The 23,177-nt window shown below is 63.5% G+C and carries 22 protein-coding genes and 1 other RNA gene; 15 read left to right on the top strand and 8 right to left on the bottom strand.

Features of this window, described 5'->3' with window-relative positions:
* Positions 1 to 13 precede the first annotated feature (13 nt).
* Both C0Z18_RS13860 and C0Z18_RS13855 read right to left on the bottom strand, forming a co-directional pair.
* On the bottom strand, positions 14 to 1,576 hold the full coding sequence (locus C0Z18_RS13860) for a formate dehydrogenase beta subunit (protein ID WP_102645991.1): 1,563 nt from the start codon (positions 1,574 to 1,576) through the stop codon (positions 14 to 16).
* Positions 1,573 to 2,112 carry an NAD(P)H-dependent oxidoreductase subunit E gene (locus C0Z18_RS13855; RefSeq protein WP_102645990.1) on the bottom strand — a complete coding sequence of 180 codons (540 nt, stop codon included), beginning with the start codon at positions 2,110 to 2,112 and terminating at the stop codon, positions 1,573 to 1,575. Before C0Z18_RS13855 ends, C0Z18_RS13860 begins: the two co-directional genes overlap by 4 nt.
* A gap of 133 nt (positions 2,113 to 2,245) precedes the next feature.
* Between C0Z18_RS13855 and C0Z18_RS13850 the strand changes: the two genes are divergently transcribed.
* A complete protein-coding gene (locus C0Z18_RS13850) occupies positions 2,246 to 3,349 on the top strand; it encodes a substrate-binding domain-containing protein (RefSeq protein WP_102645989.1) in 1,104 nt (367 codons plus the stop codon).
* Positions 3,350 to 3,508: 159 nt separating this feature from the next.
* On the top strand, positions 3,509 to 3,775 hold the full coding sequence (locus C0Z18_RS13845) for a hypothetical protein (RefSeq protein WP_102646086.1): 267 nt from the start codon (positions 3,509 to 3,511) through the stop codon (positions 3,773 to 3,775).
* A 36-nt stretch (positions 3,776 to 3,811) separates the two neighbouring features.
* Here the strand turns inward: C0Z18_RS13845 and C0Z18_RS13840 are convergent, their stop codons facing one another.
* From C0Z18_RS13840 to C0Z18_RS13815, 6 genes are all read right to left on the bottom strand, one after another.
* On the bottom strand, positions 3,812 to 4,105 hold the full coding sequence (locus C0Z18_RS13840) for a type II toxin-antitoxin system TacA family antitoxin (RefSeq protein WP_102645988.1): 294 nt from the start codon (positions 4,103 to 4,105) through the stop codon (positions 3,812 to 3,814).
* A gap of 126 nt (positions 4,106 to 4,231) precedes the next feature.
* Positions 4,232 to 4,601: a transfer-messenger RNA gene (gene ssrA, locus C0Z18_RS13835) on the bottom strand.
* 131 nt (positions 4,602 to 4,732) lie between these two features.
* Positions 4,733 to 5,446, bottom strand: coding sequence for an HAD-IA family hydrolase (locus C0Z18_RS13830; RefSeq protein ID WP_102645987.1), 714 nt, complete (start codon positions 5,444 to 5,446; stop codon positions 4,733 to 4,735).
* A 54-nt stretch (positions 5,447 to 5,500) separates the two neighbouring features.
* Positions 5,501 to 6,199 carry a bifunctional 2-polyprenyl-6-hydroxyphenol methylase/3-demethylubiquinol 3-O-methyltransferase UbiG gene (gene ubiG, locus C0Z18_RS13825; protein ID WP_102645986.1) on the bottom strand — a complete coding sequence of 233 codons (699 nt, stop codon included), beginning with the start codon at positions 6,197 to 6,199 and terminating at the stop codon, positions 5,501 to 5,503.
* A gap of 146 nt (positions 6,200 to 6,345) precedes the next feature.
* Positions 6,346 to 6,999: an outer membrane protein OmpA gene (gene ompA, locus C0Z18_RS13820; RefSeq protein ID WP_102645985.1), complete on the bottom strand. Its 654-nt coding sequence runs from the start codon at positions 6,997 to 6,999 to the stop codon at positions 6,346 to 6,348.
* Positions 7,000 to 7,174: 175 nt separating this feature from the next.
* Positions 7,175 to 7,402 (bottom strand): hypothetical protein, encoded by a 228-nt coding sequence (locus C0Z18_RS13815; RefSeq protein WP_102645984.1) that lies wholly within the window; start codon positions 7,400 to 7,402, stop codon positions 7,175 to 7,177.
* Positions 7,403 to 7,500: 98 nt separating this feature from the next.
* Here C0Z18_RS13815 and gyrA point away from each other — a divergent pair, with 98 nt between their 5' ends.
* From gyrA to C0Z18_RS13750, 13 genes are all read left to right on the top strand, one after another.
* On the top strand, positions 7,501 to 10,128 hold the full coding sequence (gene gyrA, locus C0Z18_RS13810; RefSeq protein WP_102645983.1) for a DNA gyrase subunit A: 2,628 nt from the start codon (positions 7,501 to 7,503) through the stop codon (positions 10,126 to 10,128).
* 165 nt (positions 10,129 to 10,293) lie between these two features.
* The gene (locus tag C0Z18_RS13805; RefSeq protein ID WP_102646085.1) at positions 10,294 to 10,905 is read left to right on the top strand and encodes a DUF2059 domain-containing protein; all 612 of its coding nucleotides are present in this window, start codon (positions 10,294 to 10,296) and stop codon (positions 10,903 to 10,905) included.
* A 231-nt stretch (positions 10,906 to 11,136) separates the two neighbouring features.
* A complete protein-coding gene (gene serC / locus C0Z18_RS13800; protein WP_102645982.1) occupies positions 11,137 to 12,219 on the top strand; it encodes a 3-phosphoserine/phosphohydroxythreonine transaminase in 1,083 nt (360 codons plus the stop codon).
* 58 nt (positions 12,220 to 12,277) lie between these two features.
* Positions 12,278 to 13,360 (top strand): prephenate dehydratase, encoded by a 1,083-nt coding sequence (pheA, locus tag C0Z18_RS13795; protein ID WP_102646084.1) that lies wholly within the window; start codon positions 12,278 to 12,280, stop codon positions 13,358 to 13,360.
* Between the two features lie 112 nt (positions 13,361 to 13,472).
* Complete coding sequence (gene hisC / locus C0Z18_RS13790; RefSeq protein ID WP_102646083.1) at positions 13,473 to 14,585, top strand: histidinol-phosphate transaminase; 1,113 nt, start codon at positions 13,473 to 13,475, stop codon at positions 14,583 to 14,585.
* A 63-nt stretch (positions 14,586 to 14,648) separates the two neighbouring features.
* On the top strand, positions 14,649 to 15,578 hold the full coding sequence (locus C0Z18_RS13785; protein ID WP_102646082.1) for a prephenate dehydrogenase: 930 nt from the start codon (positions 14,649 to 14,651) through the stop codon (positions 15,576 to 15,578).
* A 13-nt stretch (positions 15,579 to 15,591) separates the two neighbouring features.
* On the top strand, positions 15,592 to 16,896 hold the full coding sequence (aroA, locus tag C0Z18_RS13780; RefSeq protein ID WP_102645981.1) for a 3-phosphoshikimate 1-carboxyvinyltransferase: 1,305 nt from the start codon (positions 15,592 to 15,594) through the stop codon (positions 16,894 to 16,896).
* A 19-nt stretch (positions 16,897 to 16,915) separates the two neighbouring features.
* Complete coding sequence (cmk, locus tag C0Z18_RS13775; RefSeq protein ID WP_102645980.1) at positions 16,916 to 17,590, top strand: (d)CMP kinase; 675 nt, start codon at positions 16,916 to 16,918, stop codon at positions 17,588 to 17,590.
* A 138-nt stretch (positions 17,591 to 17,728) separates the two neighbouring features.
* Complete coding sequence (gene rpsA, locus C0Z18_RS13770; protein ID WP_102645979.1) at positions 17,729 to 19,441, top strand: 30S ribosomal protein S1; 1,713 nt, start codon at positions 17,729 to 17,731, stop codon at positions 19,439 to 19,441.
* A 23-nt stretch (positions 19,442 to 19,464) separates the two neighbouring features.
* A complete protein-coding gene (locus C0Z18_RS13765; RefSeq protein ID WP_102645978.1) occupies positions 19,465 to 19,788 on the top strand; it encodes an integration host factor subunit beta in 324 nt (107 codons plus the stop codon).
* Positions 19,789 to 20,090: 302 nt separating this feature from the next.
* On the top strand, positions 20,091 to 20,384 hold the full coding sequence (locus C0Z18_RS13760) for a LapA family protein (protein WP_102645977.1): 294 nt from the start codon (positions 20,091 to 20,093) through the stop codon (positions 20,382 to 20,384).
* A gap of 45 nt (positions 20,385 to 20,429) precedes the next feature.
* Positions 20,430 to 21,608, top strand: a complete 1,179-nt coding sequence (gene lapB / locus C0Z18_RS13755; protein WP_102645976.1) for a lipopolysaccharide assembly protein LapB — start codon at positions 20,430 to 20,432, stop codon at positions 21,606 to 21,608.
* 151 nt (positions 21,609 to 21,759) lie between these two features.
* Positions 21,760 to 23,166 carry a UDP-glucose dehydrogenase family protein gene (locus tag C0Z18_RS13750; protein WP_102645975.1) on the top strand — a complete coding sequence of 469 codons (1,407 nt, stop codon included), beginning with the start codon at positions 21,760 to 21,762 and terminating at the stop codon, positions 23,164 to 23,166.
* The last annotated feature ends 11 nt before the right edge of the window (positions 23,167 to 23,177 follow it).

Below are 23,177 nucleotides of genomic sequence, written 5' to 3'. Positions count from 1 at the left end.
GAAGCTCCGTCATTCAGGCCGCGGCCGCTTTGGGCGCAGCGGGGCGAAGACCGAAGTCTTCAGGGAAATGGTCTAACGCGGAGAGCACGGGATAGGGCGTCATACCGCCCATGGCGCACAGCGATCCAGCCACCATCGTGTCGCATAGATCGCGCAGCAGGTGGATTTGCTTCTCCGACGTATCGCCTTCGCGGATGCGGGCGATGACCTCGACACCGCGCGTCGATCCGATACGGCACGGCGTGCATTTGCCGCACGATTCGACGGCGCAAAAGTGCATCGCGTATTGCGCGAGTTCGGCCAGATTCGAGGTGTCGTCGTGCACGACGAGCCCGCCGTGTCCGATGACGGCGCCCACTTGCGCATAGGCCTCGTAATCCATCGGAATGTCCCACTGGCTTTCGGGAAGATAGGTCCCGAGCGGGCCGCCGACCTGAACGGCGCGCACCGGACGGCCGCTCGCGGTGCCGCCGCCGAAGGTCTCGACGAGCTCGCGCAGCGTCACGCCGAATGCGAGTTCGACGAGCCCGCCGTATTTGATGTTGCCGGCCAACTGGAACGGCAATGTACCGCGCGACCGGCCCATGCCGAAGTCGCGATAGAACGCCGCGCCGCGCGCGAAGATGAGCGGTACCGTCGCGAGCGTAATCACGTTGTTGACCACGGTCGGCTGGCCGAAGAGCCCGGACAGCGCGGGCACGGGCGGCTTGGCGCGTACGACGCCGCGCTTGCCCTCGAGCGATTCGAGCAGCGCCGTTTCCTCGCCGCAGACGTACGAGCCGGCGCCCTTGGCCACTTCGAGTTCGAAGCCGTGGTTGGACTCGAGCACGCGCTCGCCGAGCCAGCCGGCCGCGCGCGCGCGGCCGATCGCGGCGTTCAGGGCGGCGATCGCGTGCGGGTATTCGCTGCGCACGTAGATATAGCCGCGCGTTGCGCCCGTTGCGACGCCGGCGATGATCATGCCTTCGATCAGCGCGAACGGATCGCCTTCCATCGCGAGGCGATCGGAGAACGTGCCCGAGTCGCCTTCGTCGGCGTTGCAGACGATGTACTTTTGCGCGGCTTTCGCCTCGCGCACGGTGCGCCATTTGATGCCGGCCGGGAACGCCGCGCCGCCGCGGCCGCGCAGTCCCGATTCGAGCACCGTTTCGCAGGCCGCGTCCGGGCTCATTGCGAGCGCGGCCTTCAACCCTGCGAGCCCGCCGTGAGCCACGTAATCGTCGATCGAAAGCGGATCGGTCAACCCCAAGCGGGCGAACGTCAAGCGTTGCTGCCGCTTCAAATAAGGGATCTCGTCGACGATGCCGACGCAGCGTTCATGCGCGCCGCCCGTCATCCAGCCGGCGTCGAACAGCGATGCGACGTCGGACGCCTCGACATTGCCGTAGCCGACGCGTCCCGCCGGTGTTTGCACCTCGACGAGCGGTTCGAGCCAGAGCAGGCCGCGCGAGCCGTTGCGCACGAGCTCGATGTCGATCGAGCGGCGCTTGGCTTCTTGCACGATGGCGTGCGCGATCGCATCGGCACCGAGTGCGAGTGCCGACGAATCGCAAGGAACGTAGACGCGCGTTGTCATGCACCCTCCGCCGGATTGGATACCGAGCTCGTCGCCTCGGCGCGGGCCGTGTCGAACAACGTATCGAATTTCTCGGGCGTGACTTTGACGTGCAGCGCGCCGTTGATCGTCATCGACGGGGAAAGGGCGCATTGCCCAAGACAGTAAACCGATTCGAGCTCCACCTCGGCGTGGCCATCGCGGCCCGCATGCTCCCCCGCGTTGCCCGCGCCATGGGCCGCATCGAAGCGGCAGCGCGTGCGGCCTTCGATGTGGCGGGCCAGCGCTTCGGTGCCCATGCTGCGGCAGGCTTCCGCGCGGCACAGGGCGACGGTGACGTGTGCCGGCGGCCGGGTGCGGAAGTGGTGGTAATACGTAATGACGCCGTGAACTTCGGCGCGCGAAAGATTGAAGGCGCGCGCCAGCGGCGCGACCACGTCGGGCGGGACAAAGCCCACCTCGTCTTGAATGGCGTGCAGCACCGCGATCAGCGATGCGCCCGGCGAGACGTGCCGGCGGACGAGATCGTCCGGCGCCGCGGCGCTGGCGTGTTCCAAGGTGGGGCTCCTCTTTGACTCATCAATATGCACTTGCTCGTCATATAGCGTGCATATATGCTCGGCTCTAGCCGTTGTACTGGAACAATAGGCGTGGGGACAGGGTTGTGCAATAGGAAGTCGGACAGCATAAATGATTGAGATCAAATGCGTCGCGCAATTGCTCGTACGCGACAACGCGGGACGCGACGTGAGCCTCACGGACATCGTTCCACTGCTTGCCCTTATCGATCAAACGGGCAGCATCGCGCAAGCTGCCGGCGAACGGCAGCTTTCGTACCGGCACGCTTGGGGCTTGCTGCGCGCGCTGGAGGAGCGGCTCGGCGGCGAGCTGATCGCGAAAGAGCGCGGCAAGGGCTCGGTGCTGTCGGCCCTGGGAAGGGCGGTTGTCCAAGCGCAGCGAGCTTGTGCGGAGCGGCTGGATGGGCCGTTGACGCTGTTTGCGAGCGAAGTGGCGGCGGAGTTGAACCGGCAACTGGGCGCGGGCGGCACGACGCGCATTCACGCTTCGCATGGTTACGCGGTGGCCGCGCTCGTGGCGCGGCTCGGCGCCCAGGCGCCTAGCGCGGTCGACATCAAATATCGGGAAAGCGCGGAGGCCGTGGCGGCGTTGGCGCGCGGCGAGTGCGACTTCGCCGGCTTTCATCTGCCGCGCGGCGCGTTTCGCGAGCTATGCGCCGATATCTACCGGCGCTGGCTCGACCCCCGGCGGCACGTGCTCGTTTATTTGACCGGGCGCAAGCAAGGGCTCTTTCTCACGAAAGGCAATCCCAAGGAAGTACGCGGTTTGGACGACCTCGCGCGTCCGGACGTGCGTTTCGTCAACCGCCAGCCTGGTTCCGGCACGCGCCTGCTGCTCGATCTGGCGTTGAACAGCGTTGGGATCGATCCCGAACGGATCAACGGTTATGCCTCCACCGAGCTGACACACACGGCAATCGCGGCCTTCGTCGCGAGCGGTATGGCCGACGCCGGTTTCGGCGTGGCTCCGGCGGCGCACCATTTCGGGCTCGATTTCCTACCCATCGTCGACGAGGACTACTACTTCGCTTGCGATCGCGCGCGGCTCACGGCCGGGCCGTTGGCGGCGGCGCTGGCCGTATTGCGCAGCGAGGACTTCCGTGCGGGTGTGGCCACGCTCGAAGGCTACGACCCGACGCATTGCGGCGAACTGATCGATGTCGCGGCGGGCTTGCGCGGGGCGCCGCTGCCGCCCGGTGCGGGCGATGTCGTCTGATCCGATCCGGCCGAAGAGCGAACCGCTGCGTTTCGCTTATCGGCCGCGTTCCGTTTACTGCCGTAACAGTGTCGGCTGCAAGCTGGGTGGGTTCTGCGTTACGCTTACGGCTTTCGTATTCATTGAGTCCAGACCGCCTTGCGCGGCGTCGAAATCGTTATGAAATCGCTTGTTAATCTATGCGCCGGTACCGCAATGGCCGGCATGTTGTTGACAGTCGCATCGCTCGCGTTCGCGCAGAACACGCCCGGCGTGCCGGGGGGAATCCTGCAGGACGAATTCAAGCTCCAGGCGCATCCGCAATTGGAGTTCGCGGCATCGGCCCCGTCGAAGAAGTACCAATCCCGTACGTCGAAGATGCGCAAGAAGGGGGACAACGGCGATCCGAACGGCTGCAATTTGCAGTGTCCGGAAGACGCCGAGTGAGGGTTGGCGGCACTCGATCGCGGCAGACTCGGTGTGCTAAAGAAAACACCCCGCGAGCGCTGAACTCGTCGGGGTGCCGTTGTGTCCTCGATCGCATCGAGGCGTACGGGTGCTCGACTGCCACCTAGGTTGTCCATACACGGAGGGCCAGCCGATTCGCCGGCCCCGGCAGCAGACGTAGGTCTGCGTGGCCGCCGTCACGCCTGCGTCGAGCAGGAACTCGCTCACGTTTTTGTGGCAGGCGCGCACTGCCTCCTGCAGAAGCTGCTTGACCGGCGTGCTTGCACGAACGTCAATGTGCTCGATCTTGGGAAGATTCGGGGTGGTCATGGTGCCCCTCCGGACAGATCGTGGGTGCTCTTAGTCAGGGAACGAGGTTGGGGCGAGGACGCGCGGGAACCGGCGCGACCGGTCAAGAAAAAACCCCAGCCGGGAACGGTTGGGGTTTCAGTATTTTGGTGGAGCCGGCGGGAATCGAACCCGCGTCCAAGAGCAGTCCACAATCAGTTCTACATGCGTAGTTCTATCTTTTGATTTAACCGTGGCGACGCGGACGAACACGCTTCGCAACGGCGATTCACTAGATTTTCGACCTTGGCGTCGTGACGCCACCCAGGCTTAACTGACGTATATGACCTCTGGCGGTATTGCTACCGGTCTTGCGACGCTAGCCCGTCAGTGAGCTAGGCAGAGGACGGCGGCCCTTAGGCTGCCAGTGCGAACGTTTCGTCGTTTGCAGTTACGTTTTTCCCATTGATTAACGAGGTGACGGGTCCTCGGCATGCCCTGACTGCTTCATAACCCTTGTCGAAACCAGGTCGGCCCCTACAAGTGCGAACGGTGATTATCTCACAGAACACCAGGTGGTGCGCCTCGGCGGGAAATCAAGGGGGCAAGGCGAACGAAAGGCGGCGGAATTGTCCGCAAGGCTAGATTCGCGTGCCCGGTACGCCGATTTCAGCTGAGCACGCCGAGCAGACGCGCCAGGTGCTCCGGCGAATCGACGATATGCTGGGCGTGCCACATGGCGGGCGGCAAATCGTCGCCGCAATACCCGTAGGCCGCTGCGACGGTCGCCATCCCGGCGGCGAAGCCGGCTTGAACATCGCGCAAGTCGTCTCCGATGTAGACGATTTGCCCCGGCGGCAGCGCGAGCGCTTCGGCGGCGTGTAGTAACGGGGCGGGATGCGGTTTCGAGTGCGGCGTCGTGTCGCCGCTGACTACACAGCCCGCGCGCTCTAAAAGCCCGAGTTGCTCGACGAGCGGCATCGTGAGCCGTCCTACCTTGTTCGTGACGATGCCCCATGGGATGCCCCGCGCATCGAGCGCCTCGAGCAGTTCGGCGATGCCCGGAAACAAGGTGGTTTCGATGCACAGGTCGGCTTCGTAATTGGCGAGAAACTCCTCGCGCATCGGCGCGAATTCGCGGTGCTCCGGTCCGATGCCAAAGGCGCCGCCGATCAAACCGCGCGCGCCGGCCGACGCCAACGGCCGCAGCTGCTCCACGGGCACCAGTTCGAGGCCGCGGTCGCGCCGCATTTTGTTGACGGCGGCGGCGAGATCGGGCGCGGTATCGGCCAACGTGCCGTCGAGGTCGAACAAGGCGGCGCGGCAGTGCGCAAGGCTCGGCGTGTCGGCCTGTTGCACGCTCGGCGAGGTCGTATGGCTCATAGATCGCGGATCGAAGGGCGGGCGAAGTGGGTCGGGTGCGGCAGGCGCGGCCGCTCAGGCGTCGCGGCGGCAGGCAAATAGATAGTTGACGCTCGTATCGTCGGATAGCGTGAAGTGCTTGCCGAGCGGACGGTACGTGATGCCCTTGACTTCTACCGCGCGCAAGCGAGCGGCGCGCGCGAATCCCGCAAGCTCCGAAGGGCGAATGAAACGCGCGTAGTCGTGCGTACCCTTGGGGAGCATCTGGGCGATGTATTCGGCGCCGATGACGGCCAACAAGTAGGACTTCACGTTCCGGTTCAGCGTGGAAAAGAACACCCAGCCGTCGGGTTTGACGAGCGTCGCGCAGGCTTTGACGATCGCCGCCGGATCGGGCACGTGCTCGAGCATTTCCATGCAGGTGACCACATCGTAGCTGCCGGGCTCGCGCGCGGCGAGCGCCTCCGCCGCGATTTCCTCGTACTCCACCGTCACGCCGCTCTCGAGACTATGCAGGTCGGCCACGCCCAGTGCTTGATTCGATAGATCGATACCCTTGACCTGGGCACCGAGGGTTGCCATCGATTCGGACAAAATGCCGCCGCCGCACCCGATGTCGAGCACGCGTTTGCCCGGCAGATGCGCGTGAGCGTCGATCCAGCCGAGCCGGACGGGATTCAGTTCGTGGAGCGGTTTGAATTCGGCATTCGGATCCCACCAACGGTGTGCAAGGTCGCTAAATTTCCGTAGCTCGTGGGGATCGGCATTCGTCATAACGTTGCGAGAGGGGAGAGGGCCGGGATTAGGCTGAGTATATCGAGGGTTGCGCGCCGCGGCAAAAACGGGCGGACGGCATCGGGCGACACCAGAAAAAAACCCCGCCGAGGCGGGGTTTTTCGTGATGCCGAAGGGTAAGCAGCTTATTGCTTCGACTGCGTACCGACGACTTCGACTTCCACGCGACGGTTCGGTGCCAGGCAGGCGATGAGCGCCTTGCGGTTCTTCTGCGCGCAGTCCGTCTTGACCGGGTTGCGCTTGCCCTTGCCTTCCGTGTAGATCTTGCTGGCGGGCACGCCCTTGCTGACCAAGTAAGCCTTGACAGCTTGCGCGCGGCGCAGCGACAGACGGTCGTTGTACTTGTCCGAACCGATCTTGTCCGTGTAGCCCGTTGCAACGACGACTTCCAGATTCATGCCTTCGAGCTTCGAAGCCAGTTCGTTCAGCTTTTCCTTGCCGGCCGGCTTCAGGATAGCCTTGTCGAAGTCGAACAGGGTATCGGCTTGGTACGTAACCTTTTGGCTCGTGATAGCCGGAGCGACCGGAGCAACCGGTGCCGGGGGCGTCGGGGCTTGCGCGACGAGCGCGCCGTCACACTTGGCGTTGGCCGTGGCCGGCGTCCAGAACGCATCGCGCCAGCAAAGCTCGTTCGTGCCGTTCATCCACACGTATTCGCCGGTGCCGTTCACCCAGTTGTCGTTCGTAGCTTGTCGCGACGCCGGCACCGACTGTGCCGACGCGGATGCAGCCACAACTGCGGTAGCTGCAATGAACGCGAGCTTTGAAAATTTATTCATATTTCTCCTCTCGAAATTGAGATTACCGCAGGTTTACTGCGAGCCTGGATGACGAAAACAAGTCATACATTGCTCGAAGTATAACATTGGTGCGGCACAAAAAACGCGGGACCCTGTGGACACTTCGAGCAGCGTCTAACCAAGTGCGTTGGCATTTTGCCATATCGTTCCCTTCTTACGAAAAAAAAATCCCGCCGTCTCCGGCCACCTCTTTCGATTGTGGTGCTTGAGCAACAGGAAAGCCGGGCGCGGTTTTGCGGGCGGTCGGCGGTTGCACGAGCCGTGCCAGCACGCGCGAAACGATCGCATCCCCCGATGGCGAGAATCGACGGCGTTTGGGCCGCCGGTTCGCGCGGCCGTGGGGGAGTACATGCCGCAGATCGCGGGCGCCGATGGCGGCCATGTTAGAATCGCGTGATGCCCGGCGCCTCCTGCCGGGCCCCCGGGAAGCGGGCGCGTCGTGTTGTTGGGCGCCGCTCGCGACCGAAAACGATACGGATAATGGATCAATTCGCCAAAGAGACTCTGCCGATCTCCCTCGAGGAGGAAATGCGCCGTTCGTATCTCGATTACGCGATGAGCGTGATCGTGGGGCGGGCGCTCCCCGATGTCCGGGATGGCCTGAAGCCGGTGCATCGCCGCGTACTGTACGCGATGCACGAGTTGAACAACGATTGGAATCGCGCCTACAAGAAGTCGGCGCGTATCGTCGGCGACGTCATCGGTAAATACCATCCGCACGGCGATACGGCGGTGTACGACACGATCGTGCGCATGGCGCAGAGTTTTTCGCTGCGCTACATGCTCGTCGACGGCCAGGGCAACTTCGGTTCGATCGACGGCGACAATGCCGCCGCGATGCGGTACACCGAAATCCGCATGGCCAAGATCGGCCACGAGTTGCTGGCCGATATCGACAAGGAAACGGTCGATTTCGGTCCGAACTACGACGGCAGCGAGAACGAACCGCTGATCCTGCCGGCGCGTATCCCCAATTTGCTGATCAACGGCTCGTCGGGTATCGCCGTCGGGATGGCGACGAACATTCCGCCGCACAACCTGAGCGAAGTCGTCGACGCCTGCCATCATCTGCTGAAAAACCCGCAGGCGAGCATCGATGAGCTCATCGAGATCATCCCGGCGCCCGATTTCCCCACGGCCGGCATCATCTACGGCGTGGCGGGCGTGCGCGACGGTTATCGCACGGGCCGCGGCCGCGTCGTCATGCGCGCGGCTACCCACTTCGAGGAGATCGACCGCGGCCAGCGCATGGCGATCATCGTCGACGAGCTCCCTTATCAGGTGAACAAGCGTTCGCTGCTCGAGCGCATTGCGGAGCTCGTCAACGAGAAGAAGCTCGAGGGTATCTCCGATATCCGCGACGAATCGGACAAGAGCGGCATGCGCGTCGTCATCGAGCTCAAGCGCGGTGAAGTGCCCGAGGTCGTGCTCAATAATCTGTACAAAGCGACCCAGCTGCAAGACACGTTCGGTATGAACATGGTCGCGCTCGTGGACGGCCAGCCCAAGCTGCTGAATCTGCGGGAAATGCTCGACGCATTCCTCTCGCACCGGCGCGAGGTGTTGACGCGGCGCACTGTATACGAGCTGCGTAAAGCGCGCGAACGAGGCCATGTGCTCGAGGGTCTCGCGGTGGCGCTCGCGAACATCGACGAATTCATCGCGATCATCAAGGCCGCCCCCACGCCGCCGATCGCCAAGCAAGAGTTGATGGCGCGCCCCTGGGATTCCTCGCTCGTGCGCGAGATGCTGTCGCGCGCCGAGTCCGAGAATGCCGCGGCCGGCGGGCGCGAGGCCTACCGTCCGGAAGGCCTGAACCCGGCTTTCGGTATGCAGGGCGACGGTCTGTACAAGTTGTCCGATACGCAGGCCCAGGAAATCTTGCAGATGCGTCTGCAACGCCTGACGGGCCTCGAGCAAGACAAGATCATCGGCGAATACCGGGAAGTCATGGCTCAGATCGCCGATCTGCTCGATATCCTCGCGCGGCCGGAACGCATCACGGCAATCATCACCGACGAGTTGACGGCCGTGAAGGCCGAATTCGGCGACGCGCGCCGCTCGAAGATCGAGCTGAACGCCACGGAGCTGAACACCGAAGATTTGATCACGCCGCAGGACATGGTCGTGACGATGTCGCACACGGGCTACGTCAAGTCGCAGCCGCTGTCCGAATACCGCGCGCAAAAGCGCGGCGGGCGCGGTAAGCAGGCGACGCAGATGAAGGAAGACGACTGGATCGATACGCTGTTCATCGCGAACACGCACGATCACATGCTGTGCTTCTCGAACCGCGGCCGCGTCTACTGGGTGAAGGTGTACGAGGTGCCGCAAGGCTCGCGCAACTCGCGCGGCCGGCCGATCGTCAACATGTTCCCGCTGCAAGAAGGCGAGAAGATCAACGTCGTGCTGCCGGTCAAGGAATTTTCGGCGGATAAGTTCGTTTTCATGGGCACGGCCCTCGGCACGGTCAAGAAGACGCCGCTGGAAGCTTTCAGCAGACCAATGCGCAAAGGTATCATTGCCGTCGGTTTGGACGAGGGCGATTACCTCATCGGCGCCGCCATCACGGACGGTCAGCACGACGTCATGCTGTTCTCCGATTCCGGCAAGGCGGTGCGCTTCGACGAAAACGACGTGCGTCCGATGGGCCGCGAGGCGCGCGGCGTGCGCGGCATGCAGTTGGAAGACGGACAGCAGGTCATCGCGATGCTCGTGGCCGGCAGCGAGACGCAGTCCGTGCTGACGGCAACCGAGAACGGCTACGGCAAACGCACGCCGATCACGGAGTACACGCGGCACGGGCGCGGCACGAAGGGTATGATCGCGATCCAGACGTCGGAGCGTAACGGCAAGGTCGTCGCCGCCACGCTCGTCGATGCCGAAGACCAGATCATGCTGATCACGAACACGGGTGTGTTGATTCGCACACGTGTTTCGGAGATTCGCGAGATGGGCCGGGCCACGCAGGGTGTTACACTCATCAGCCTCGACGAGGGTACCAAACTGTCCGGCCTGCAGCAGATCGCGGAAGCCGATTCCGATGTCGATATCGACTCGGAAGGCGCCGCATCCGACGACGAAGCGGGCGAGGACGCCGCGCAGTAATCGGTATGAAATCGGTGTGACGCTGCCACCGCGGTTTGACGAAAGACAACGAAGCGCGCGAGCGATTGCGCTATAGGTAAGTGCGCCCGTCACGCTGGAGCGGCGGGTGCGACGAGACTGTCGCAATGCTGTGTGCGTTCGATTCATTTTTTTGAGGGAGTAATGATGCAACGACGATTCAAGCAATTGATGCTGCTGGCTGCTTTCGTGCCGACTTTCGCGATGGCGCAAGCCCTCCAGAGCCAAGCGCCCGCGGCTTCGACTGCCACGGCCGCCGCGCCCGCACCGGTCGATCCGGCCAAGCAAGCTGCGATCAAGGAGCTGCTGGAAGCGATCGACGCGCAAAAGCTCGTCGGTGCGATCGGTAACAGCGCGCAGATGCAAGCGAAGCAATACGTGCCGGAAATCCTGTCGGAAGCGCTCTCGGAGAACAAGACGCTGAACGACAAGCAAAAGCAAGCCGCCGTGCCGGCGCTGCAAAAGAACGCCGTGCCCAAGCTCGTGGATTCGGCGGGTCAAGTGTTCGCGTCCGACGGCTTCCGTCAAGACGCGATGCAAGCGCAATACGACGCCTACGCGAAGTATTACTCGACGGACGAACTCAAAGACCTGACGAAGTTCTACAAGAGCTCGACGGGCCGCAAGTTCATCCAGGTGCAAGACCAGGTTGGCCGCGACGTCGTCGGCAGCCTGATGCAGAAGTACATGCCGCAGTCGATTCAGGCTACGCGCGCGCAAGCCGATAAGGAAGTTGCCGCGGTCAAGCCCGGCAAGTAAATCGCGCCGGAGCCCGAATGGGCTTCGCGTGCAGGCCCGGTTGCCGGGTTTGCACGAGCGGTTTTCGATCGGCGGTGCGATAATGGCCGTTTGCGCGAATTGCGCGAACGGCCATTATCTATTTCCGACTCGATCTGACTTGATCTGACTTGAGTCCGGCGAATTCGAAGGTGGTATTGCGCCGCCGCTCGTTTGCGCTCGTCCGTTCAATCTTCCTCCGGGGGTCTCTCGATGCGCGTCTTCAATTTCTCGGCCGGCCCGGCTGCATTGCCTGAAGAGGTGTTGCGTCAAGCAGCCGACGAAATGCTCGATTGGCATGGCAGCGGCATGAGCGTGATGGAAATGAGTCATCGCGGCCGCGAGTTCATGTCGATCCATGAAGAAGCGCTGACCGACGTGCGCGATTTGCTCCAAGCGCCCGCGAGCCATCGTGTCTTGTTCCTGCAAGGCGGCGGGCTCGGCGAAAACGCGATCGTGCCGATGAACATGCTCGGCAAGCGCGATGTCGCCGATTTCGTCGTCACGGGCTCATGGTCGCAAAAGTCGTTCAAGGAAGCCGCCAAGTACTGCAAGCCGCATTTGGCCGCGAGCGGCGAGACGGCGAACGGTTTCACGCGCGCACCGAAGCGCTCGGAATGGCAATTGTCCGACGATCCGGCTTACGTGCACCTGTGCACGAACGAGACGATTCACGGCGTCGAGACGTTCGATATTCCCGAACTGGGCGACGTGCCGCTCGTGGCCGACGTTTCTTCGCATGTGTTGTCCCGGCCGCTCGACGTCGCCAAGTACGGCGTCATGTACGGCGGGGCGCAGAAGAACATCGGCATGGCGGGTTTGACGATCGTCGTCGTGCGAGAGGATTTGCTCGACCGCGCGCTCTCGATCTGCCCGTCGGCATTCGAGTGGCGCATCGTCGCCGAGAACAATTCGATGTACAACACGCCGCCCACGTACGCGATCTACATCGCCGGCCTCGTGTTCAAATGGCTGAAGCGTCAGGGTGGGTTGAAGGAAATCGAGGCACGCAATCTCGAAAAGTCGAAGCTGCTGTATGAGACCATCGATGCGAGCAGCTTCTTCAGCAACAAAGTGGAGCGCGAATCGCGTTCGCGAATGAACGTACCGTTCTTCCTCGCGGACGAGTCGCGCAATGATGATTTCCTTGCCGGCGCAAAAGAGCGCGGGCTGATGCAGCTCAAGGGCCACAAGTCCGTCGGCGGCATGCGGGCGTCGATCTACAACGCGGTGCCGCTCGAAGGCGTTAAAGCGCTCGTCGAGTATATGAAGGATTTCGAACGCACCCGCGCTTAACCGCGTGGGGCAGGGCGCGCGTGCCACGCCGCCCGTTTTCGATACGGCCGTTTTACGCATGGACGACGAACTCAATTCAAAGTTGAAGCCGCTGCGCGACGCGATCGATGCGATCGACGCGCAGGTCATCGCGCTGCTCAATCAACGCGCGGCGATCGCCCTCGAAGTGGGCGAGGTCAAAAAGCACTACAACGCACCGGTGTTCCGTCCCGAACGCGAACAGCAGGTGATTTCGCGTTTGCAGGCGCTGAGCGAAGGTCCGCTCGAGAGTGAGCACATCAGCGCGATTTGGCGCGAGATCATGGCGGCAAGCCGTTCGCTCGAGCAGCCGGTCAGGGCGGCTTATCTCGGTCCGGCGGGAACCTATAGCGAAGAGGCGATGGTCGAGTACTTCGGCCATTCGATCGACGGACTGCCGTGCCCATCCATCGACGAGGTGTTCCGAAGCGTCGAAGCCGGTGCCGCGCAATTCGGCGTCGTGCCGGTCGAGAATTCGAGCGAGGGTGCGGTATCTCGCACGCTCGACTTGTTGCTGGAGTCGCAGGTATTGATCGGCGGCGAACTGGCATTGCCGATCCGGCACAACCTGCTTACGCAAAGCGGGGCGCTCACGGGCATCTCGCGCATTTGCGCCCATGCGCAAGCGCTCGCGCAATGTCAGCGCTGGCTCGCCGCGAACTTGCCGCATATCGAGCGGCAAGCCGTGTCGAGCAACGCCGAAGCGGCACGCATGGCGTCCCTCGATCCGAGCATCGCGGCGATCGCGGGCGATCGCGCCGCGGCGTTCTACGGCTTGCAGGTCGCGAGTCCGATGATCCAAGACGATCCGCATAACCGGACCCGTTTCGTGATGATCGGTCATGCGCCGGCGGGCCGCAGCGGGCACGACCAAACGTCGCTCATCGTGTCGGTGAAGAACGAGCCCGGCGCCGTGTTCAAGTTGCTCGAGCCGTTGGCGCGGCACGGCGTGTCGATGACGCGATTCGAGTCGCGGCCGGCGCGCGTCGGCACCTGGGAGTACTACTTCTATATCGACGTCGAAGGCCATCGCGACGATGCGCACGTTGCGCTCGCGCTCGCCGAACTCGGGAAGAAGGCTGCGTTCCTGAAGATCCTCGGCTCCTATCCGCGCTCGCGCTGATGCCGCGCATGCTCTCGACCGGCCGGGGCCGGTCGATTCACGACGATGGATGTGCTCGCGCATCGGCATCCGTCGGTCCAACGAATTCGCGCTGTCCGCTTTGGAGAGACTCATGACGATGCAATACGGCCCTTCCTACGTGCGTCAAATCGCCCCCTACGTTGCCGGCAAGCCGATCTCGGAAGTCGCGCGCGAATTCGGGCTCGACGAGGCGCGCATCGTGAAGCTCGCGTCGAACGAAAATCCGCTCGGCATGCCCGAGTCGGCCAAGGCCGCGATGGCGCGTGCCGCGGCTGAACTCGGCCGCTATCCCGACGCGAACGCGTTCGAATTGAAAGCGGCGCTCGCCGTGCGCTACGGCGTGCCGGCCGAATGGATCACGCTCGGCAACGGCAGCAACGATATTCTCGAGATCGCCGCGCACGCGTTTGTCGAAAAGGCGCAGTCGGTCGTTTATTCGCAGTACTCGTTCGCCGTCTACGCCCTCGCGACGCAAGGGCTCGGCGCACGCGCGATCGTCGTTCCGGCCGTGCGCCACGGGCACGATCTCGACGCGATGCTCGCGGCGATCGAAGACGATACGCGCCTCCTATTCATCGCCAATCCGAACAATCCGACGGGGACGTTCATCGAAGGGCCCGCGCTCGAGGCATTTCTCGAGAAGGTGCCCCGGCGCGTCGTGGTGGTGCTCGACGAAGCCTATACGGAATACCTCCCGGCCGAGCTGCGCTACGATTCGATCGCGTGGGTGCGCCGCTATCCGAATCTCGTCGTCTCGCGCACGTTCTCGAAGGCGTTCGGTCTCGCGGGGCTGCGCGTGGGCTTCGCGATCGCTCAGCCCGAACTGACCGATCTGCTCAATCGGCTGCGCCAGCCGTTCAACGTCAACACGATGGCGCAGGCCGCGGCGATCGCGGCGCTCGGCGACACCGCGTTCCTCGAAAAAACGGCCGCGCTCAATACGCAAGGCTACCGCCGGTTGACACAAGCGTTCGATAAGCTCGGGCTCGAGTACGTGCCCTCGTTCGGCAACTTCGTGCTCGTGCGTGTCGGGAACGACGACGGGGCGGGTGAGCGCGTCAATCTCGCGCTGCTCAGGCAGGGCGTGATCGTGCGTCCGGTCGGCAACTACGGGCTGCCGCAGTGGCTGCGCGTCACGATCGGTCTGCCCGAGGAAAACGAGGCGTTCGTCACCGCGCTTGAACAAGCACTCGCGCAGGCGTAAGCCGCGCGCCGCGTATTTCGTGTGCGCCACGCGCATGCGCTTTTTTTTGTTTGCGAGCCATTCTTGACGACGTTTACTTTCGACAAACTCGTGATTTTCGGCGTGGGACTGATCGGCGGCTCGCTGGCGCGCGCGTTGCGCGAGCGCTCGGGCGCCGCGCGCGGCTCGCGCATCGTCGGTGTCGGCCGCACGCGTGCTTCCGCCGAGCGGGCCCGTGAGCTGGGTGTCGTCGACGACATTGCTTCGCTCGACGACGACACCGAGCTCGCCGCCGCGCTGGCCGGCGCGGATCTCGTGCTCGTCGCGGCGCCTGTCGCTCAGACGCAGCCGCTGCTCGCGCGCATCGCACCGTTTCTCGAGGCGCGCACGATCGTGACCGACGCCGGCAGTACGAAGTCGGACGTCGTCGCGGCGGCGCGCGCGGCACTCGGCGAGCGCGTGAGTCAATTCGTGCCGGGTCATCCGATTGCCGGACGCGAATCGAGCGGCGTCGAAGCCGCTTTGCCCGATCTCTACGTGGGCCGCAACGTCGTTCTGTGCCCGCTGCCGGAGAATCGACCCGAGGACGTCGCTCGCATCGACGCGCTTTGGCGTGCCGGCGGTGCGCTCGTGAGCACGATGAGCCACGAGCAGCACGACCGCGTTTTCGCCGCGGTCAGTCACTTGCCGCATCTGCTGTCGTTCGCGCTCGTCGAGCGTATCTTGAGCGCGCCGGATGCGGCGCTCAAATTCTCGTTCGCCGCCGGCGGATTCCGCGATTTCACGCGGATCGCGGCGTCGAGCCCCGAAATGTGGCGTGACGTCTGCTTGGCCAATCGCGATGCGCTGGTCGAGGAATTGGACGGCTACACCGCCGTTCTCGCCATGCTGCGCGCCGCCATCGTCGCCGGAGACGGCGCCGCGCTCGAAGCAGTTTTCGCCCGTTCACGCGAAGCGCGCACGCAATGGCAGGAACGCGGCGGCCGCGCGAGCGGCCATCTCGCCCCGAAATAAAAGGAAACCCCTCATGGATTACCTCGATCTCGGACCGTACTCCCGCGCACAAGGCACGATCCGTCTGCCGGGCTCGAAGAGCATTTCGAATCGCGTGCTCTTGCTCGCCTCGCTGGCCGAAGGTGAGACGACGATCTCGAACCTGCTCGATTCCGACGACACGCGCGTCATGCTCGATGCGCTGACCAAGCTCGGCGTCGAGTTCACGCGCAACGGCGATGTCTGCGTCGTGCGAGGCGCGGGCGGCGCGTTTCCCGCGAAGGCGGCCGACTTGTTTCTCGGCAATGCCGGCACGGCCATTCGCCCGTTGACGGCGGCGTTGGCCGTGAACGGCGGCGAGTATCGCGTCCACGGCGTGCCGCGCATGCATGAGCGGCCGATCGGCGATCTCGTGGACGGCCTGCGTCAAATCGGCGCGCACATCGATTACGAAGCGAACGAGGGTTATCCTCCGCTCGCGATTCACGCCGCGCACATCGAGGTGAACGAGCCGATCCGCGTCCGCGGCGACGTTTCGAGCCAGTTTTTGACGGCACTCTTGATGACGTTGCCGCTCGTGCATGCCAAAAGCGGCCAGATCGTCGTCGAAGTACAAGGCGAGTTGATTTCGAAACCCTACATCGAAATCACGATGAAGCTGATGGAGCGCTTCGGCGTCACCGTCGCGCGCGAAGGGTGGCAGCGTTTCACGATTCCGGCCGGCGGCCGCTATCGCTCGCCGGGCGCGATCATGGTGGAGGGCGATGCGTCGTCGGCGTCGTATTTCCTCGCGGCCGGTGCGATCGCGGGCGGCCCCGTGCGCGTCGTCGGCGTGGGCCGGGCGAGCATCCAGGGCGACGTCGCGTTCGCCGACGCACTGACGGCCATGGGCGCGAACGTCACGATGGCCGAGGATTGGATCGAGGTACGCGGCGTCGGCCACGATCACGGGCAGCTCGAAGCGGTCGACATGGACTTCAACTTGATTCCGGACGCCGCGATGACGATAGCCGTGTGCGCGCTGTTCGCGCGCGGCACGACGAGGCTGCGCAACATCGGCAGCTGGCGCGTCAAGGAGACGGACCGGATTGCCGCGATGGCCACCGAACTTCGCAAAGTCGGCGCCACGATCGAGGAGGGCGAGGACTTCCTAGTCGTGACGCCGCCCGCGGCCATTACCCCGAACGCCGCGATCGATACCTATGACGATCACCGCATGGCCATGTGCTTCTCGCTCGTTTCGCTCGGCGGCGTGCCGGTGCGCATCAACGACCCGAAGTGCGTCGGCAAGACTTTTCCCGACTATTTCGACCGCTTCAAAACGCTCGCCCGCGTTTGATGTTCGACCATTTTCCTAGATGAAACCGACTCGCCCGTTCCACCAAACGCCCGTCATCGCCATCGACGGTCCCACCGCTTCCGGGAAAGGGACCGTCGCGGCCCTCGTCGCCGCCCAACTCGGTTTCCACTTGCTCGATAGCGGCGCGCTGTACCGGCTCGCCGCGCTGGCGAGCGTCCGCTACGGTGTCGCGGCCGACGACGACGCGGCGCTGGCCGCCCTCGTGGGCGATCTGCACATTACGTTCCGGGAGGGCTGCGCGCAACTGGACGGGGTGGACGTCTCCAGCGACATCCGGGCCGAGGAAATCGGCAACCGGGCCTCCGCGATCGCCGTCCATCAAAGCGTGCGGGCGGCGCTGGTGGCGCGCCAGCGGGCGTTTCGCAAGGAGCCCGGGCTCGTGGCCGACGGGCGCGACATGGGCACCGTGATCTTCCCGGACGCCGTCTTGAAGGTGTTTTTGACGGCCAGCGTCGAGGCCCGCGCGGCCAGGCGGTATAAGCAATTGATCCAAAAAGGGTTTTCTGCTAATATGGATAACTTGCTCCGGGATTTGCGTGAGCGCGACGAACGCGACAGTAACCGCGCCGCCGCGCCGCTCAAGCCCGCGGCAGATGCAAAGCTGCTCGATACCTCGGCACTCTCGATCGACCAGGCGGTCGACGAAGTAGTGAAGTGGTACCGGGAGCGGTAGGTGCTTGAGGCGCCGGTGGTGCCTCGAGCGTGGGATCAACCCTTAACCCCGTATGGCGTTCGCAACGACGTCGCAGCGTGACCGGCAACATCCCGTCGCCGGCACTGACAACCGCGAAGCCATGCCACTACGATTTTTATGTCCGACCTGCAAACCTCCAACCCGAACACCGAATCTTTCGCGGCCCTTTTCGAAGAGTCGCTGACCAAGCAAGACATGCGCGCCGGCGAAGTGATTTCCGCCGAAGTCGTGCGTGTCGACCACAACTTCGTGGTCGTCAATGCAGGTCTCAAGTCCGAAGCCTATATCCCGCTCGAAGAGTTCCTGAACGACGCGGGCGAGGTAGAAGTGCAGGCGGGCGACTTCGTTTCGGTCGCGATCGACGCGCTCGAAAACGGATATGGCGACACGATCCTCTCGCGCGACAAGGCCAAGCGTCTCGCTTCGTGGCTGTCGCTGGAAAAGGCACTCGACAACAACGAACTCGTGACCGGCACGATCACGGGCAAGGTCAAGGGCGGCATGACCGTCATGGTCAACGGCATCCGCGCGTTCCTGCCGGGTTCGCTCGTCGACACGCGTCCCGTCAAGGACACGACGCCGTACGAAGGCAAGACGCTCGAATTCCGCGTCATCAAGCTCGACCGCAAGCGTAACAACGTCGTGCTGTCGCGCCGCGCCGTCATCGAAGCGACGCAAGGCGAAGAGCGCGCGAAGCTGCTCGAAACGCTGAAGGAAGGCGCGATCGTGAACGGCGTCGTCAAGAACATCACCGATTACGGTGCGTTCGTCGACCTCGGCGGTATCGACGGTCTGCTGCACATCACGGACATCGCATGGCGCCGCGTGCGTCACCCGAGCGAAGTGCTGTCGGTCGGCCAAGAAGTCACGGCCAAGATCCTCAAGTTCGACCAAGAGAAGAACCGCGTTTCGCTCGGTATCAAGCAACTGGGCGACGATCCGTGGGAAGGCATCTCGCGCCGCTACCCGTCGGGCACGCGTCTGTTCGGCAAGGTCACGAACATCACCGACTACGGCGCGTTCGTCGAAGTCGAATCGGGCATCGAAGGCCTGGTGCACGTTTCGGAAATGGACTGGACGAACAAGAACGTCGCTCCGTCGAAGGTCGTTCAACTCGGCGACGAAGTCGAAGTCATGGTGCTCGAGATCGACGAAGACCGTCGTCGTATCAGCCTCGGCATGAAGCAATGCAAGCCGAATCCGTGGGATGACTTCAGCCGCAACTTCAAGAAGGGCGACAAGATCACGGGCGCAATCAAGTCGATCACCGACTTCGGCGTGTTCATCGGTCTGCCCGGCGGCATCGACGGCCTGGTCCACCTCTCGGATCTGTCGTGGAGCGAAGCCGGCGAGGAAGCCGTTCGCAAGTACAAGAAGGGCGACGAAGTGGAAGCGGTCGTGCTCGGCATCGACGTCGAGAAGGAACGCATTTCGCTCGGTATCAAGCAGCTCGAAGGCGACCCGTTCAGCAACTTCGTTGCCATGAACGACAAGGGTTCGATCGTCGACGGTACGGTGAAGGCGGTCGACGCCAAGGGTGCGGTCGTTGCACTCTCGGCTGAAGTCGAAGGCTACCTGCGCGCTTCCGAAATCGCACAAGACCGCGTGGAAGATGCACGCAACGTGCTGAAGGAAGGCGACAAGGTCAACGCGATGATCATCAACATCGATCGCAAGTCGCGTGGCATCAACCTGTCGATCAAGGCCAAGGATTCGGCCGAGCAGCAAGAAGCGATGCGCGGCCTCGCGGCCGACTCGAACTCGGCGGCTACGGGTACGACGAACCTTGGCGCGCTGCTCAAGGCCAAGCTCGACGGCCAGAATCAGTAAGCCTTTGAGAGGTCTGCCGCAGTATGACCAAATCGGAATTGGTCGCCCAGTTGGCAGCGCGATTTCCGCAACTTGTCCTCAAGGATGCGGATTTCGCGGTCAAGACGATGCTCGATGCGATGTCCGAGGCTTTGGCCAAAGGGCATCGTATTGAAATTCGCGGCTTCGGCAGCTTCGGTCTGAACCGTCGCCCGTCCCGCGTCGGGCGTAATCCGAAGTCGGGGGAGAAGGTGCTCGTGCCCGAAAAGCACGTGCCTCACTTCAAGCCCGGTAAGGAGTTGCGCGAGCGGGTGGACGGCCGGGCCGGTGAGCCGTTGATGGCCGACCGTACGGACGACGCCCTCTGAACGCGAGGTGTCCGCCCCCCGGGCGGCGCGAAGCAAAGCCGTTGGGCCTCGTCGTCGACGCCAACGCCGACAGCGAAAACCGGCAAAAAAACGATTTGAAACGAGCGCCTTCGGGCGCTTTTTTCATTGGTGGCGCCGCTCGCGCGATTCGGTTTCGGTTCGCGTGGCGTCCCGGCGCCACGGCCGGCCCGCCATCCTTTCCTTTACAATACGGGCACTTTTGTTGGGGCCATCGGGTTTGGGCCATGGGCCCGGGTCGCTCGGCCCCTACGACAATCGCCGTTGCCGTCGAGAGAGCCTCTATGAAATTTATCGTCTGGTTGGTCCGCGTGCTCGTGTTCGTCGTGCTGCTCGTTCTCGCGCTGGCCAACACGCAAAACGCAACGGTGAACTTCGCCGGGTATTCATGGCAGGCGCCGTTGATTTTGATCGGTTTGGCGTTCTTCGCCGTCGGGCTGTTCGCAGGGCTCATATCGGCGCTGCCGGCGCTCGTGCGCCTGAAGCTCGAGAGCGGGCGCTTGCGGCGCGAGCTGCGCGTCGCGCGTGAACAGGCGCCCGCCGTCGTGGTCGAGCCGCCGATGCCGCCCGTTCTTTGAGCGCACCTGCGCGCACATTCTTCTTCTCGCTTTTCCGACCTTCGCATGGATCTCGATTTTTGGTGGCTCCTCGTCGTCCCGGTTGCGTTCGCGCTCGGCTGGATGGCTTCGCGCTACGACCTCAAGGCGCTGCTGTCCGAAAGCACCAACTTGCCGCGCTCTTATTTTCGCGGCTTGAATTTTCTGCTCAATGAGCAGCCGGATCAGGCGATCGATGCGTTCATCGAGGTCGTCAAGCTCGACCCGGAAACGATCGAGTTGCATTTCGCGCTCGGCAATCTCTTTCGCCGGCGCGGCGAAACCGATCGCGCCATCCGCATTCATCAAAACTTGCTGAGCCGCGCCGATCTGCCCGTGAGCGAGCGCGATCATGCGCTGTTCGAACTTGGCCAGGATTACCTCAAGGCGGGCCTGCTCGACCGAGCGGAGGAGGCGCTGGGCCGCCTCGACGCAGGCGAGTATGCGCGCGACGCGCAGCGGGCGCTGTTGTCGATCTACGAGATCGAAAAGGAATGGGGCAAGGCGATCGAAGCGGCCGAGCGGCTCGAGACCATGGGGGCTAATCCCATGGTCAAGGAGATCTCGCAGTTTCATTGCGAACTTGCGCAAGAGGCGTTGCAGCGCAAGGATGCCGCCGAGGCGGCCGCGCAGCTCGAACTCGCGCTGAAGGTCAATCCCGGCAATGTGCGTGCGACGATCCTCACGGGCGACGTGGCCGCCGCGCGTGGCGATCAGGCGGCCGCGATCGAAGCGTGGCGCCGGGTCGAGTCGCAAAACGCCACGTACCTTCCGCTCGTCGCCGAAAAATTGATGAAAGCCTACGCCGCGGTGTCTCGCCCGCAGGAAGGCGCCGCGCTGCTCACGGGCTACGTCGAGCGATACGGCACGAGCGATTTGCTCGATCTCGCGTACCCGCACGTGGCGCAACTGTGCGGCCCCGAGACGGCCCATGCGATGGCGCGCGCGCAGATGCGCGCGAGCCCGAACTTGGCCGGGATGACGCGTTTGCTCGATGCGCAAATCGAGGCGGCCGAGGAGCCGCGCCGTGGCGAGCTCGAGTTGATGCGCACGCTGATCAAGCAGCGCACCAAAAATTTGCCACGTTATACATGCCAAAATTGCGGTTACCGGGTGCGCCTGTTTTATTGGCAATGCCCCGGCTGCAGCGGTTGGGAAACGTATGCGCCGCGGCGCGTCGAGCCGATCGGGGCGGCGCAGGCTTGAAGCGCGCGTCGTCGCGGTGCTCGAGCGAGACGCGCCGCGCAAGAGGCTTCATGAATACTCCGGCGGCCGAGCGATGCGTGCGAGCGAGCGCACGTGAATGCGCCGGCGGTCGAGCGCCGGTCTTGGACCGGCACCAACTTGTGGAACGCGTATGAAAATCACCATCATCGGCACGGGCTATGTGGGCCTCGTGACGGGCGCATGCCTGGCGGAAATCGGCAACGACGTTTTTTGTCTCGACGTCGATCAACGCAAGATCGATATCTTGAACAGTGGCGGCGTGCCGATCCACGAGCCGGGTTTGCAGGAGATGATCGCGCGCACACGCGCGCACGGCCGCATCACGTTCTCGACGGACGTCAAGGCGAGCGTCGAGCACGGCGACGTGCAGTTCATCGCGGTGGGCACGCCGCCCGACGAGGACGGCTCGGCCGATCTGCAATACGTGCTCGAGGCCGCCCGCAACATCGGCCGTTATTCGAACGGCTTCAAGGTGATCGTCGATAAATCGACGGTGCCGGTCGGGACGGCGGAGCGCGTGCGCGCCGTCGTCGCCTCGGAACTCGAGGCACGCGGGCTTGCCGTCGGCATGACGCACGGGTTTTCCGTCGTATCGAACCCCGAGTTCCTGAAGGAAGGCGCGGCCGTGGACGACTTCATGCGGCCCGATCGCATCGTGATCGGCATCGACGACGATGCCGCCGGTCAGATCGCTCGCGAAAAGATGAAGCGCTTGTACGCGCCGTTCAATCGCAATCACGAACGCACGCTCTATATGGACGTGCGCTCGGCCGAGTTCACGAAGTACGCGGCCAATGCGATGCTGGCCACGCGGATCTCGTTCATGAACGAGATGTCGAATCTGGCCGATCGCGTCGGTGCCGATATCGAGCAGGTGCGGCGCGGGATCGGCTCCGATCCGCGCATCGGCTATCACTTCCTGTATGCGGGCGTCGGCTATGGCGGTTCGTGCTTTCCGAAGGATGTGCAGGCCCTCGTGCGCACGGCCGGTGAAAACGGCCAAAACCTGCGGATTCTCGAAGCCGTCGAGGCGGTCAACCACGATCAGAAGGAAGTGCTCGTCGAGAAGATCGTGAAACGCCTGGGCGCCGATCTGACGGGCCGCACATTCGCGGTTTGGGGACTCGCGTTCAAGCCGAACACGGACGACATGCGCGAGGCGCCGAGCCGGCGTCTGATCGCCGCGCTGCTGGCTCGCGGCGCGCACGTACGGGCGTACGATCCCGTCGCCATCGAGGAGGCGCGGCGCGTGTTCGCGCTCGATTTTGCCGATGCGCCCGAGGCGCTTGCGCGGCTGGCATTCGTGACCACGCAGGATGAAACGCTGGTCGGGGCCGACGCGCTCGTCATCGTCACCGAATGGAAGGAATTCAAGAGCCCCGATTTCGCGCACTTGAAGTCGGTGCTGAAGACGCCCGTGATATTCGACGGCCGTAATCTTTACGAACCCTTGGCGATGGCCGAATTGGGCATCGACTACTACGCAATCGGACGCCCTTATGTCCAACTCGATACCCGAAGCGATGCGCGCGGCTGACGCGCGCGAGC

Source organism: Trinickia dabaoshanensis (genome assembly GCF_002879885.1).
Lineage (GTDB): Bacteria > Pseudomonadota > Gammaproteobacteria > Burkholderiales > Burkholderiaceae > Trinickia > Trinickia dabaoshanensis.
The sequence above is the reverse complement of the archived record's forward strand: the minus strand, read 5'-3'. Positions and strand labels throughout refer to the sequence as shown.

Bases quoted from the DNA above. Each gene is read 5' to 3' on its own strand.
- aroA (WP_102645981.1), top strand. From the start codon at position 15,592: ATGGATTACCTCGATCTCGGACCGTACTCCCGCGCACAAGGCACGATC.
- C0Z18_RS13765 (WP_102645978.1), top strand. From the start codon at position 19,465: ATGACCAAATCGGAATTGGTCGCCCAGTTGGCAGCGCGATTTCCGCAA.
- C0Z18_RS13760 (WP_102645977.1), top strand. From the start codon at position 20,091: ATGAAATTTATCGTCTGGTTGGTCCGCGTGCTCGTGTTCGTCGTGCTG.
- C0Z18_RS13840 (WP_102645988.1), bottom strand. From the start codon at position 4,105: ATGACCACCCCGAATCTTCCCAAGATCGAGCACATTGACGTTCGTGCA.
- cmk (WP_102645980.1), top strand. From the start codon at position 16,916: ATGAAACCGACTCGCCCGTTCCACCAAACGCCCGTCATCGCCATCGAC.
- C0Z18_RS13850 (WP_102645989.1), top strand. From the start codon at position 2,246: ATGATTGAGATCAAATGCGTCGCGCAATTGCTCGTACGCGACAACGCG.
- C0Z18_RS13845 (WP_102646086.1), top strand. From the start codon at position 3,509: ATGAAATCGCTTGTTAATCTATGCGCCGGTACCGCAATGGCCGGCATG.
- hisC (WP_102646083.1), top strand. From the start codon at position 13,473: ATGACGATGCAATACGGCCCTTCCTACGTGCGTCAAATCGCCCCCTAC.
- pheA (WP_102646084.1), top strand. From the start codon at position 12,278: ATGGACGACGAACTCAATTCAAAGTTGAAGCCGCTGCGCGACGCGATC.
- rpsA (WP_102645979.1), top strand. From the start codon at position 17,729: ATGTCCGACCTGCAAACCTCCAACCCGAACACCGAATCTTTCGCGGCC.
- ubiG (WP_102645986.1), bottom strand. From the start codon at position 6,199: ATGACGAATGCCGATCCCCACGAGCTACGGAAATTTAGCGACCTTGCA.
- C0Z18_RS13860 (WP_102645991.1), bottom strand. From the start codon at position 1,576: ATGACAACGCGCGTCTACGTTCCTTGCGATTCGTCGGCACTCGCACTC.
- C0Z18_RS13815 (WP_102645984.1), bottom strand. From the start codon at position 7,402: ATGGCCGCCATCGGCGCCCGCGATCTGCGGCATGTACTCCCCCACGGC.
- gyrA (WP_102645983.1), top strand. From the start codon at position 7,501: ATGGATCAATTCGCCAAAGAGACTCTGCCGATCTCCCTCGAGGAGGAA.
- C0Z18_RS13750 (WP_102645975.1), top strand. From the start codon at position 21,760: ATGAAAATCACCATCATCGGCACGGGCTATGTGGGCCTCGTGACGGGC.
- serC (WP_102645982.1), top strand. From the start codon at position 11,137: ATGCGCGTCTTCAATTTCTCGGCCGGCCCGGCTGCATTGCCTGAAGAG.
- ompA (WP_102645985.1), bottom strand. From the start codon at position 6,999: ATGAATAAATTTTCAAAGCTCGCGTTCATTGCAGCTACCGCAGTTGTG.
- C0Z18_RS13805 (WP_102646085.1), top strand. From the start codon at position 10,294: ATGCAACGACGATTCAAGCAATTGATGCTGCTGGCTGCTTTCGTGCCG.
- lapB (WP_102645976.1), top strand. From the start codon at position 20,430: ATGGATCTCGATTTTTGGTGGCTCCTCGTCGTCCCGGTTGCGTTCGCG.
- C0Z18_RS13830 (WP_102645987.1), bottom strand. From the start codon at position 5,446: ATGAGCCATACGACCTCGCCGAGCGTGCAACAGGCCGACACGCCGAGC.